Below are 12797 nucleotides of genomic sequence, written 5' to 3' on the forward strand. Positions count from 1 at the left end.
CCGCGCCATCTTTACCGCGGGTCATCTTTCAACCGGGTCAAACGGTCGCGTAAACTTTATCCAGAAAGTAGCTGGTGCGCTGTTTGAGCCGCATGCGTTTTTGCAGGATATCGGGCAGCTGCTCAGGTTTCAGGCACTGGATGATGTTGATGTCCAGCGCTTCCCTGAGGTCAAAAGTTTCACCTTCTTCCTCAGGATCATCGTTGAGGATCTGCACGAAAGGCCTTAAGGGTTGCTGCGGGTTGGTGGAGATCACCGTTGCCAGTTGCTGATCTGAAAGGCGCACCACACTGCCTGGCGGATAAATGCCCAGGCATTTGATAAAGCGGCGCAAAATGGTCTGGTCAAACTGGTGACGTTGCTGCGCAAACATCATGCTGAGCGCTTCGTAGGGCGTTTTTGCCAACGCCGGGTTAGAAGGGTTGCATAGGTTGTCATACACATTGGCGATGATCAGGATATGCGCCAACGGGTCAATCTGTTCTGCACGCAGGCCTTGCGGGTAACCGCTGCCATCTGCAAATTCATGATGCTGGGCAATCAGGGTCATGATTTTTTTGGGTACGGCCACCTCTTTGAGCATATTCAGGCCTAAGGCGACGTGGGTTTGATAAATCGCAACTTCGCGCAGGTTAAGGGGGTCCTTTTTCAACAGGATTTTGTCACTAATTTGCCGCTTGCCAATATCATGCAAAATGGCCGCCATGCCCAGTATCACCGCATCCTCATCGCTGATATTCAGGTTCTTGGCCAGGATCAGGCTGGCCACCAGGGTATTCAGCTCATGCTGGTAATGCTGATCGCCGACACGGTGTCCGCTCATGGCGTGGATCGCAATATCACCTTCAGTCAGTGTGCTGCTGACCAGGTCTTGTACCAGGGTCTGAGCCAGTCCATAGGCCTGGTCAGGATGCTCGGTTGAGAGCTTCTGAATGTTTTTGACCTCGGCACTGGTGCGCATAAACTTTTGCTCACTCTCGTTGATGACTTGTTTGAGCACCTGTCGTTTTTGCTGAGCAGCATTGAGCGGCGTTGTTTCCTTGGCGGGTTCCGGCTCTGGAAACAACGCTTTTTTCACCAGAAACTCCACGACATTGGCATTTTTTTTCAGTGGGTGACTGGTGCTTCGTCGCGGGTCATAGCGTAGCTGCTTGAGCCCCAGCGATTTGATCGTGTCAATTTGCGCATCTTCAGTGATCTTGAAGTTGCTGACCGAGAATGGATGATCCATCCAACCGAGATCAAGGTGGATATATAACCCCACTTGCAGTTGGTCTGGGCTAATGTAATAAGTGTCGGAGGCTTGATTATGCATGGCGTTTTATTTTTCTTTGATTGTTTAATGTTAACAGTTTTACAAAATCGTCCGCATTGACCGGGTAGGCGTACAGATAGCCTTGGGCTGTCTGGCACCCCAGTCGCTGTAAAAATTTTTCCTGCTCTTCTGTCTCTACGCCTTCAGCCACCACGGTAAATCCCAGCTGGGTTGCCATGGCGTAAATCGCACTGGTAATCGCAGCATCGTCCTTGTCGTTTGGCAGGTCTTTGACAAAGCTGCGGTCTATCTTGATCTGGTCCAGCGGCAACCGTTTCAAGTGTGAGAGTGAAGAGTAGCCGGTGCCAAAATCATCAATCGCAATACTGATTCCCAACAGCTTGAGTTGATTGAAGGTGTCGACCACATGTTGCGTATGCTGCATCAAGGTGCTTTCGGTGATTTCAAGCTCAATGATGGATGGGTCACATTCGCTTTCCATCAGGATGCCGTAGACCGTGTCGGCAAACTTGCTTTTCATGATCTGCACAGCAGAGACATTAATCGCAATTTTCTTGAATTCCGGATGCTGTTGATGCCAGGCATGCGCTTGCCGGACCGACTGAGCGAGGGCCCATTCCCCTATGCTCAGAATCAGGCCGGTTTCTTCTGCCAGCGGGATGAATTTGGCGGGCGAGATAATGCCCTGTGTCGGATGCATCCAGCGGATGAGCGCTTCCGCGCCAATAATCATGCCTGTCTTGAGGTCAATCTGGGCCTGATAGAACATATTCAGCTGGTTTTTATTGAGCGCCTGCCGCAACTCGGTTTCCAGCTGGAAGTGCTCAACGGCGTCGCGGCTCAGTGCAGCGTCGTAAAACGCGACATGGTTTTTACCGTTGTTTTTGACCTGATACATGGCGAGGTCGGCGGCTTTGATCAGGCTCTCGACATCCTGCCCATCCTGCGGGTACATCGAGATGCCTATGCTGCCACTGACAAAAATCTGGTGGTGGTCAATATTGAATTCAACACGCAGGGCTTCCAGAATATCATGCGCTTTTTGTGACGCATCGGCCTTGCTGCGCAGGTTTTCCAGCATGATGATGAATTCGTCACCACCAAGGCGGCCAACGATGTCAGACTCACGGACGGCCTGACGCAGACGTTCGGTTACGCTCAACAATAACTGGTCGCCTGCATAATGCCCCAGGCTGTCGTTGATATTTTTAAAGCGGTCGAGGTCGATAAACAGAATGGCCGCTTGCTGCTCATTGCGGCCGGAGCGCTGAATCGCATGCGCGAACAGGTGATTAATCAGGCGGCGGTTAGGCAGGCCGGTCAGCGGATCGTGATTGACCAGAGAGTTCAACTGGCGTTGCGAACGTTTCATTTCCGAAATATCCGCAAACACGCCCACATAATTGGTGATGGCATTGGCGTGGTTACGCACCGCTGTGATAGTCATCCACTCGGTGTAGCTCTCGCCGTTTTTGCGGACATTCTCAATTTCCCCAGACCATTTGCCATGACGTTTGAGCGCACCAAACAAGCCGCGCGGACGCTGTTTGAAGATTTGCGGTTTGCTGCCCAGTACCTCTTCTTCTGCATAGCCGGTAATCAAGGTGTAACCCTGGTTGATCCCCACCAGCTCCCCGGCCGGGTTCACAATCATGATGCCTTCGGTGGTACTGTCAAAGGCGATTTTTGCCAGTTTGAGATGTTTTCCGGTTTGTTCGCGGTTGATGGCCACGCTCAAGGTGCGGCCGATGGCCATCAGTGAGCCCAGTTCTTGTGAACTGGTCGGCTCTGCATCAAAACAGCGTTCAATGACCATGGAGCCCCACCAGTCATCGTCCAGCATCAGCGGCACAATGACCAGGTTGACCGTGTCGTGCGACTTGAGCAGGGCGCGCTCGGCCTCTGGCAGGCTCAGGGCATCACACATAACCGGCTGGCCCTGCGCCAGCAGGGCATGCCAGCGTTGTAGTTCTGGCGTGAGGAAAGACACTTTTTCCCAGTGCTCATACGTGGCATGAAAGCCGTTCATGGCCCAATGAAACAGGGCCTTGGAGCGCATTTCTGTCTTGTTGCGCGTATGGATATTCTCATGCTGCAGCAGGGTGGCGCGACTGAATCTAAAGGACAGGCAGCATTGTTGCAGCACGTTTTCTGCCACCGTTTGCCAGCGTTCAGTCGAGTGCAGCATCCAGTCGCATGAGATCAGGGTATCCAGCACGGCACTGCGGTTGTTGAGTTGGGTTTGAATAAACTTTTGCTCGCTCACATCGCGAGCGACCGTGATCAGGTGGCTTGGAAGGTCTTCGCGGTCGTAGTAGGCGACTTTATGCACTTCTAGCGTTTTATGACCGCCTTGTGGCAAATGCACCAACTCTTCATTGTGGTAGGGCTGGCGCGTTTGCCAGACTTGTTGGTCTGATTTTTCGTGATGTTCAAAACTGTTGCGGAATACCGGGTGCAAGGTTTGCGCAATTTGACGGTTATTCAAAAACTCAAAGTCAAAATGGTTGATCTGGAAGGTGTTGAGCATTTGCTCGTTGGCCATCATCCAGCGGTTGTCGCTATCCTTAATGCAAATCAGGTCAGGGCTCATTTCGATCAGTGAATGCACGATGGATTGCATATGCAGCAACTGGTCGGTCAAGGTCTTTTCTTCTTCCTCCAGCATGAGTCCCACGGCGCGACGGGTGTGTTGCGGATAGAATAGTCTGCATTTGAAATCGCGCTTGAGGCCTTTGAGGGTAAGCGTGATGTTTAGCTCGGTTTTGCCTTCGCGCATGGCTTCGATGAGCACCTGACGTGACTCTTTGGGTAATTCCTCACCCACGGGGGCGAGCAGAGACAATGCCTGTTCGTTTGCCGCCAGGCTCACTGCACGGCGATTGATGGCCAGCATAGCCATATCAGGCATGGTGACGGCAAATGGCTGCAACCATGCTGTGCTATGATGATCAAAAACGGTGGGTAACATAATTCAGTCTGCTTGATTCCAGGCGTCTATCTGGGACGATTAAGTGGGTTAACGGCGCAGTTGGCGCTAAACTTTAGCGAGTTTCACTTGTGTTAATGAACGTCAATTTTATACATAAAATCAATCTGCTCAGGCACGGGTTAAGCGTGGTTTTAGGGCTATTTGTCCTGATGACAAGCTGGGTGGATTGTGCGCAAGCGCACGAAGGTCATGAGGGCCATGCCGAGCAGGCGCCCAACGCCCTGGCCGTCAGTGTCGCGCCCGAGGGTGCCGGCCGCATCTGGCTGGCTCAGGCCAGGCAGGGTCAGGTCTGGGTGTCTTTGCTGGATGCCACGGGCAAACCCCTTGGTCGGGAAACCGTGGTCAATCCGTTGCCGATGAAAGTGGCCGCCGATGGCGAAGCCAGGCCCAAGATTGCGGTTGGCCCCAATGGCCATCTGTATGTCACCTGGACCGAATCGCTGAAAAAGCCTTATGCCGGCTATATCTGGTTTGCACGCTCTACCGATGGCGGCAAAAGCTTTGAGGCCCCTTATATCGTGCACCAGCACCGCGATGAAATCACCCACCGTTTTGACAGTTTGCACGTGGCCGCCAATGGCACCATCACCGTGGCCTGGGTGGATAAACGTGATTTGCTGGCCGCCAAGGCTACGGGTAAACCGTATGATGGTGCTGCCATTTACTATGCGGTTTCAAGCGATCAAGGCAAAAGTTTTGCCCCAGAACAAAAATTGGCGGATAGCAGCTGCGAGTGTTGCCGGATTGCCATGACCAGCAAGCCGGATGGCACGGTGGCGGTCTTGTGGCGGCATGTCTTTGAGGGCAGTGAGCGCGACCATGCCATGGCCGAAATTGGTGGCACCGGCAAACCGGTGCTGGTGCGTGCCAGTTATGGTCACTGGAAACTGGATGGTTGTCCGCATCATGGTGCTGCGATTGCGGTTGGTGAAGGCTTTGGCTATCACTTGGCCTATTTTGATGGGGCTGGGGACAAGCCCGGTTTGCGGCTGGCGCGCATGGATGGCCAAGCCTGGGTGAGCTCACCGCCGAAACGGATTGGTGACCTCAAACGCAATGCCAGTCATCCGGCCTTGTTGAGCGTGGCCGATAAAGTCTGGCTGGCCTGGCAAGAGCGGGATAGCAGCGGTTTTGATATTGTGGGCATGGTCTCTGTGGATGGTGGCCGTACCTGGGGCACGCCCAGTGTCATGCTGCATAGCACGACAAAGCTGGATTACCCGCAATGGCTCAATTTACAAGGCCAGGTGTCGCTGGCCGTGAATACCAGTGATCAAGGCTTGAAAGTCCTGCCATTCGCAAAATAGCCAGCTCAAAAACGCTGTCATTTGATCTGGCGCTATTGAAAACGCAAAAACCCGCCGCATTATATGGGTATCCAGCCGCAAGCGTGCGGCGATACTTTAATCAAGAAAGGGTTTGCCATGCGTTTTGATAAACTCACGACTAAATTTCAACAGGCCCTGGCCGATGCGCAGAGCATGGCCGTCGGGGCGGATCATCCCACCATAGAAGCGCCTCACTTGTTGCTGGCCATGCTCAACCAGGACGACAGTGGGGTAGCGGCGCTGTTGTCACGCGCAGGCGCGCAAGTCAGCGCACTTAAAACCGGGTTGCAGCAAGCCATAGACAACCTGCCCAAAGTCAGCGAAAACAGCGGCGATGTCAGCGTGTCGCGCGACCTCAATAATTTGCTCAATGTCACTGACAAGCTCGCGCAAAAGAGCGGCGACAGCTATATTGCCAGCGAAATGTTCTTGCTGGCGCTGGCCGAAGATAAAGGCCCCACCGGGCAACTGCTCAAGCAACATGGCTTGAGTAAAACTGCACTTGAGCAGGCGATTAAAGCCGTGCGCGGCAATGATTCCGTCAACAGCCAGGAAGCGGAAGGCCAGCGCGAAGCGTTGAAAAAATACACGCTGGACCTGACCGAGCGCGCCCGTGCTGGCAAGCTGGATCCGGTGATTGGCCGCGATGACGAGATTCGGCGCGCCATTCAGGTTTTGCAGCGCCGCACCAAAAATAATCCGGTATTGATCGGTGAGCCCGGCGTGGGTAAAACCGCGATTGTAGAAGGCCTGGCGCAGCGTATCGTCAATGGCGAAGTGCCTGATTCGCTTAAAAACAAAAAAGTATTGAGCCTGGACATGGCTGCCCTGTTGGCCGGGGCCAAATACCGCGGCGAATTTGAAGAACGTTTGAAAGCGGTGCTCAAGGAGCTGGCGCAAGACGAAGGCCAGACCATCGTCTTTATTGACGAGATTCATACCATGGTCGGTGCCGGCAAATCTGAAGGCGCGATGGATGCCGGCAATATGCTCAAGCCTGCATTGGCCCGGGGTGAGCTGCATTGCGTGGGCGCGACCACGCTGGATGAATACCGTAAATACATCGAAAAAGATGCGGCCTTGGAGCGTCGCTTCCAGAAGGTGCTGGTGGATGAACCTAGCGTCGAGGCGACCATTGCCATCTTGCGCGGTTTGCAGGAAAAGTACGAATTACACCACGGTGTGGAAATTACCGATCCGGCCATTGTCGCGGCGGCAGAACTGTCTAACCGTTATATTACGGACCGTTTTTTGCCGGATAAGGCCATCGACCTGATCGACGAGGCGGCTTCGCGTATCAAGATGGAGATCGACTCCAAGCCGGAAGTGATGGATAAGCTGGATCGCCGACTGATTCAGCTTAAGATTGAGCGTGAAGCCGTGCGCCGCGAGAAAGATGAAGCCAGCCAGAAACGCTTTGGCCTGATTGAAGAAGAAATCAGCAAGCTTGAAAAAGAGTATGCCGACCTCGAGGAAATCTGGAAAGCGGAGAAGGCTGCCGTACAAGGCTCGGCAGGCGTGAAAGAGGCGATTGAAAAAATTAAACTGGAGATGGAAGCCGCCAAACGCAAAGGCGACTGGCAAAAAGTCTCAGAGTTGCAGTATGGCAAATTGCCGCAACTCGAAGCCCAGTTGAAGCACGCGTCAAGCGCTGAAGCGAGTGGCACGGTCAAACATAAAATGTTGCGTACCGAAGTCGGTGCCGATGAAATTGCTGAAGTGGTCAGCCGGGCCACCGGCATCCCGGTCAGCAAAATGATGACCGGCGAGCGCGAAAAGCTGCTCAATATGGAAAACAGCCTGCATGCGCGCGTGGTGGGCCAGGACGAAGCGGTTCGGCTGGTCTCGGATGCGATCCGCCGTTCACGCAGTGGCTTGAGTGACCCTAACCGACCATATGGCAGCTTTTTGTTCCTGGGGCCGACTGGCGTGGGTAAAACCGAGTTGTGCAAGGCGCTGGCCAACTTTCTGTTCGACAGTGAAGACCATCTGGTGCGCATCGACATGAGTGAGTTTATGGAAAAACACTCGGTCTCGCGTTTGATTGGTGCGCCCCCCGGCTATGTTGGCTATGAAGAAGGCGGCACGCTGACCGAAGCCGTGCGCCGCAAGCCTTATTCAGTCGTATTGCTGGACGAGGTGGAAAAAGCGCATCCGGATGTGTTTAACGTGTTGCTGCAAGTGCTGGACGATGGTCGCCTGACCGATGGCCAGGGGCGGACGGTAGACTTTAAGAATACCGTCATTATCATGACCTCTAACCTGGGTAGCCAGATGATCCAGAGCATGAGTGACCAGGATTATCAGGTGGTTAAACTGGCGGTGATGGGTGAGGTGAAAACGCACTTCAGGCCAGAGTTCATCAACCGGATTGATGAGGTGGTCGTGTTCCATTCACTGGGAGAAGCGCATGTGAAGTCGATTGCCAATATCCAGTTGCAATTGCTGGCCAAACGGCTGGCAGCCATGGAGATGCAACTCGACGTCACCGACGCAGCGCTGGCCGAAATTGCCAATGCAGGCTTTGATCCCGTTTATGGCGCACGTCCGCTCAAACGCGCCATTCAAAGTGAAATTGAGAATCCGCTGGCACGTGAAATCCTGGCTGGGCAGTTTGCGGCCAAAGACACGATACAGGTGGATTTTCAGGGTGGGAAAATGCAGTTCCGCAAAGCCTGAGTGTCAGCGCGCGCATCTTGGGCGCAGCGTGGTCATCTGCCTGCAGGCTGAACCTGTGGTGCAAGCAAAGGGTCATATTCGTATGACCCTTTTTTATTGTGCGGGTGTAAAATGGAGCAACTATGCGAGACTCACAAGCTTGGCGTTTGTCCTTGATCATTTTTTTGCTCGGTTTGATGAGCGGATGCGCGACACAACCACCGCAACCGGTGCAGATTGACCGTATTTCTCCCGAGCAACTCGCTGCGCTGGTGCCACCGCCGCAGTCGACGTTGAGTTTGGATGAGATTGTGACCATGAGCAAGCAGGGCAAGACGGATGCCGAAATTATTGATGCAATCAAGCAGTCGCAATCGCGTTATGCATTGACCCCTTCAGAGGTGCTGTCATGGCATCAAAAAGGTATTTCCAAAGGCGTGCTTGATTATATGCAGCAGGCGAATGCGCTGGCGCAGCAAAACGCCATCGCCGATGAGATTAACAAGCGTGAAAAAGCGCGCGCCGAGGCAGAAGCCAAGTTAAAGCGTGAACGGGATTATGCCCGGTTGCGCAGCATGGATCCCTGGTTTTACGGGCCAGGTTTTTACGGCGGCCCCGGTTTTTATGGTGGCCCTTGGGGACCCAGGCCCTATTGGGGCGGCGGCTGGCGTTACTGGTAAACTGACGCTGATTTACGGATAGATTGATGGATGCGACAACAGCACGAAACCCTCTCTATTAATGCCCAAGGTCGGCGTTTGTATGACATCACGCCGCAGGTATTGCAATGGGTGCAGCAATCCGGCATTCAGTCCGGCTTGTTGACGCTGTATATCCAGCACACTTCAGCCAGCCTGCTGATCAATGAAAATTATGACCGCGATGTGCTGGTGGACCTGGAAGCCTTTTTTAACCGGCTGGTACCGGATGGCGATGACCTGTTCATTCATACCGTGGAGGGCCCGGATGACATGCCTGCACATGTGCGTACCGCGCTGACACAAACCAGCTTGTCGATTCCTGTGCTACAAGGCAGGGTTGCCCTGGGCCAGTGGCAGGGCATTTTTTTGTTTGAGCATCGGCACCTGCCTGCCCGCAGACGCGTCCTCATGCATGTGATGGGTGAATAAGATTTTTGAGTGTTTGATAGAAGTGTCGTATTGCCGTGCGTTATTCTGAACTGTTTTTATCTCTGACCTGTAGTTTCTTGGTGGTGGCTTGTAGCGAAGATGCGCCCAGCCAATCGTCTACAGCGCTTCCCCTGCCACCCAGTGATGTGTCGTCCAATGATCTGGCGCCGCCAGCGGATGCCATGCCAGCAGCGGGGGGCACGCGCTACGTGCAACTCATGCAGGTCTCTATCACTACGCTTACCATGTCGCAAGCTGAGCTCGACAAGTTGTATCTGGAAGCCAGGCAGCATGTGCGCGAGGCCGTGGATTCACCAACAGAAGAACGGTACTAGGACCGCGCGCCGACCAGGACACCGGGGTGCGCAAGGCGGGCAACGCCTAACGCACACTACTCCATTGCAGCGGATCAAACGGCACACTGTTGCGGCGCAGTTCGTAATAAACCCCATTTTCAGCATTGCCACCGCTATTGCCCACCGCGGCAATCGTATCGCCCGCTTTAACACTTTGCCCTGACGATTTGTACAAGGCCTCGTTGTTACCGTACAAGCTCATGTAGCCGTTGCCGTGGTCAATCACAATCAGGTTGCCAAAGCCACGCATCCAGTCGGCAAACACCACTTGCCCGCCTGCGACCGATTTCACCTCGCTGCCCTCCCTGGCGCGGATGAAAATGCCTTTCCAGCTTACCCCGGTCTCTGCCCGCGCCGTGCCAAAACGGTTGATCACATCGCCGCGTACCGGCAGACGTAAACGTCCCCGTAACTGGGCAAAGTTTTCCTTGTTGGCGTTGTATTCAGGCAGCGTTTCGTTTTTGGCAATCACGGTGCTGCTTTGCGTGTCGCTGCCTGAGTCATCGACTGTCGCTTGCGGCGCATGCTCAAATGTGCGGCCGCCGGATTTCTTTTTACGTGTCGCCAGTTCAGCGGCTTTTTTAGCCGCCGCTTCTTTCTCGCGCTTGGCTTTCGCCAGCGCTTCCTGCTCACGTTTCTTGGCCTCGGCCAGCAAACGCTGGAACAACTGTGACAGCGCTTCTTCGTCTTTTTTCAGCCGGACCATCTGCTGTTCTTGCGTTTCGATCTGTTTGGACAGCTCTTTTAACGCCTCGCTACGTAGTGATTTTTCGTTTTCGAGTTTTTGCGTGGTGTCGCTGTATTGGCTGGCCAGACGTTCGGTTTCGTGCAATTGTTCGGTGGTTTGCGCGCGGACGCGGTCTATGGCTTCCTGGTTGGTTTGCAGCGACTGAATCTGCTGCTGGTGCGCCGCCGTGAGATAGCCCAGGTATTTAAGATTGCGTGCTGTGTTGTTGGGGTCCTGTTGTTGCAACAGCATTTGCAGCGGGCTATGGTTGCCATGCCGGTATTGCTGGTTTAGCTGCTCGTTGAGCGATTGTTTTTGCTGGTTGACCTGACGTTGCAGGCCATTGAGTTGTTTTTGCAAGTCTTGTAACTTGCTGCGGTTTTCCAGCTGCGCATCCTGAATCTCGCGCAATTTTTTGCGGGATGCGCTGATGGCCGTTTCCGAAGCCTTGAGCGCTTCATGTGCATCCTGTTTGGCCACGCGCGAAGCTTTGAGCGCATTGGCCAGTTGCTGGATTTTCTCTTTGACCTGTTCGAGATCGCCTTTGGTCGTTTCTGTTTTGTCTGCAGGCGCGGCCTGCGCTGGCAGACTCACGGCGCCACAGAGCCAGAGGCCTGCCAACAGGCTAAAACACTTGATCGCTGGCTTTGCCAGCTGCTTAACGATGATCGGAGTCATGCACCTGAGCGGCCACTCAGGCCGCTGCATTCAATTGGATCAGCGACTGGCCGGTCATTTCTGCAGGTTGTGCGACCCCCATCAGCGATAACAAGGTCGGTGCAATGTCTGACAGTGCGCCGCCGCTACGAATCACCGCCTGGCGCCCAACGTAAATAAAGGGCACCAGATTGGTGGTGTGCTGGGTGTGTGCCTGCGCACTGGTGTGGTCAAACATGCTCTCGGCATTGCCATGGTCGGCGGTAATAATCACTTCAGCGCCGGTTTTTTGGGCAGCCGCCACAATCCGGCCGACACAGGTGTCCAGCGTTTCTACCGCTTTAATGGCCGCTTGCAAGTTGCCGGTATGGCCCACCATATCGCCATTGGCATAGTTGCAGATCACGGCCTGATATTGCTGCGATTCAATGGCGGCGACCAGTTTGTCGGTGACTTCTGGCGCACTCATTTCTGGTTGCAAGTCATAGGTCGCAACTTTGGGCGAAGGCACCAGAATGCGGTCTTCACCCGCAAAAACGGTTTCTTCACCGCCGTTGAAGAAGAACGTCACGTGTGGATACTTTTCGGTTTCGGCAATGCGCAATTGCTTGAGCCCGAGCTTGGAGACGTATTCGCCAAAGGTATTGGGCACGGTGTAGGGCGCGAAGATCGGTTCTGCCAGCGTCTGGTTTTTGTCGTACTGGGTCAGCGTAAAATAGTGGCTAAAGCGTGGCACCCGGCTGCGCTCAAAGCCTGCAAACTGCTGGTTGAGCAGGGCATCGGTCAGCTGGCGGGCGCGGTCACTCCTGAAGTTCATGAACACCAGGCAGTCACCGTCTTCCATACGCACGGGGGCTTCGTCAGCAGCGCGAATCGCCGTGCACTTCACAAACTCGTCGCTTTCATCGCGGGCGTACGCTTGCTGCAAGGCGGTCAGGCTATCTGCCGCCACATATTCGGCCGTGCCATTGACCAGCAACTCATATGCCACCGAGACCCGCTCCCAGCGCTTGTCGCGGTCCATGCCATAAAAGCGGCCGCCCACAGAGGCCACCCGGCCAACGCCCAGCTGCTGGAGATGGTCTTCGAGCGCTTGCAGGTAAGGCTGCGCGCTTTTTGGCGGGGTATCCCGGCCATCCAGAAAGGCATGCACATACACCTTGCTCAGGCCCTGTTGCTTGGCCATTTCGAGCAGGGCGTGAATATGCGGCTGGTAGCTATGCACGCCGCCATCAGACAGCAGGCCCAGGATATGCAGCGCTTTGTCACTGGCTTTGAGTGCCTGCATGGCATTGACCAGGGCGGGTAACTTGAAAAACTCACCACTGCTGATGCTGTTATTAATACGCTCAAAGTCTTGAAAGACAATGCGTCCCGCCCCAATATTCAGGTGACCCACTTCAGAATTGCCCATTTGGCCGTCTGGCAGGCCGACATAGTGTTCGGAGGCGTTGATCAGGCTGTGGGGGTAAGTGGCTTTGAGCCGGTCGAGGTTGGGCGTGTTTGCCTGTAAAACAGCATTGTGTTCGCGGGTCTCGCTGTGGCCAAAACCATCGAGGATCAGCAATATGACAGGTTTGATAGACATGGCTAACAATCTTTAAAAGTGATGACGAAATGTCGGATTGATGAATTCGTCTATTATAATCGCAACCGCTGGTCACGCCTACCTA

9 protein-coding genes are annotated in these 12797 nt (G+C 54.2%); 5 read left to right on the forward strand and 4 right to left on the reverse strand.

All coding sequences use genetic code 11. From position 1 onward, the window contains the following. Window positions 1-37: 37 nt before the first annotated feature. Together ACT53D_RS00170 and ACT53D_RS00175 are read right to left on the reverse strand one after the other, a co-directional pair. Window positions 38-1315, reverse strand: coding sequence for an HD-GYP domain-containing protein (locus ACT53D_RS00170; RefSeq protein ID WP_313987350.1), 1278 nt, complete (start codon window positions 1313-1315; stop codon window positions 38-40). After that, window positions 1308-4247: an EAL domain-containing protein gene (locus ACT53D_RS00175; RefSeq protein ID WP_313987347.1), complete on the reverse strand. Its 2940-nt coding sequence runs from the start codon at window positions 4245-4247 to the stop codon at window positions 1308-1310. Before ACT53D_RS00175 ends, ACT53D_RS00170 begins: the two co-directional genes overlap by 8 nt. 170 nt (window positions 4248-4417) lie before the next feature. Between ACT53D_RS00175 and ACT53D_RS00180 the strand changes: the two genes are divergently transcribed. The 5 genes from ACT53D_RS00180 (at window position 4418) to ACT53D_RS00200 (ending at window position 9719) form a co-directional block, all read left to right on the forward strand. Beyond that, window positions 4418-5575, forward strand: a complete 1158-nt coding sequence (locus ACT53D_RS00180; RefSeq protein ID WP_476153898.1) for a sialidase family protein — start codon at window positions 4418-4420, stop codon at window positions 5573-5575. A 117-nt stretch (window positions 5576-5692) separates the two neighbouring features. Continuing rightward, complete coding sequence (gene clpB, locus ACT53D_RS00185; protein WP_338655148.1) at window positions 5693-8275, forward strand: ATP-dependent chaperone ClpB; 2583 nt, start codon at window positions 5693-5695, stop codon at window positions 8273-8275. Window positions 8276-8397: 122 nt separating this feature from the next. Continuing rightward, window positions 8398-8934 (forward strand): hypothetical protein, encoded by a 537-nt coding sequence (locus tag ACT53D_RS00190; protein ID WP_194748574.1) that lies wholly within the window; start codon window positions 8398-8400, stop codon window positions 8932-8934. Window positions 8935-8964: 30 nt separating this feature from the next. Further along, complete coding sequence (locus tag ACT53D_RS00195; protein WP_194740530.1) at window positions 8965-9384, forward strand: secondary thiamine-phosphate synthase enzyme YjbQ; 420 nt, start codon at window positions 8965-8967, stop codon at window positions 9382-9384. Between the two features lie 35 nt (window positions 9385-9419). Further along, the gene (locus ACT53D_RS00200; protein ID WP_476153900.1) at window positions 9420-9719 is read left to right on the forward strand and encodes a hypothetical protein; all 300 of its coding nucleotides are present in this window, start codon (window positions 9420-9422) and stop codon (window positions 9717-9719) included. A 46-nt stretch (window positions 9720-9765) separates the two neighbouring features. On the opposite strand, the gene ACT53D_RS00205 is transcribed toward ACT53D_RS00200, so the two are convergent. Both ACT53D_RS00205 and gpmI read right to left on the reverse strand, forming a co-directional pair. Further along, the gene (locus ACT53D_RS00205) at window positions 9766-11145 is read right to left on the reverse strand and encodes a murein hydrolase activator EnvC family protein (protein WP_476153902.1); all 1380 of its coding nucleotides are present in this window, start codon (window positions 11143-11145) and stop codon (window positions 9766-9768) included. A gap of 16 nt (window positions 11146-11161) precedes the next feature. Next, window positions 11162-12712, reverse strand: a complete 1551-nt coding sequence (gene gpmI / locus ACT53D_RS00210) for a 2,3-bisphosphoglycerate-independent phosphoglycerate mutase (protein WP_338655136.1) — start codon at window positions 12710-12712, stop codon at window positions 11162-11164. Between the last annotated feature and the right edge of the window lie 85 nt (window positions 12713-12797).

Source organism: Methylophilus sp. DMC16 (assembly GCF_056314045.1).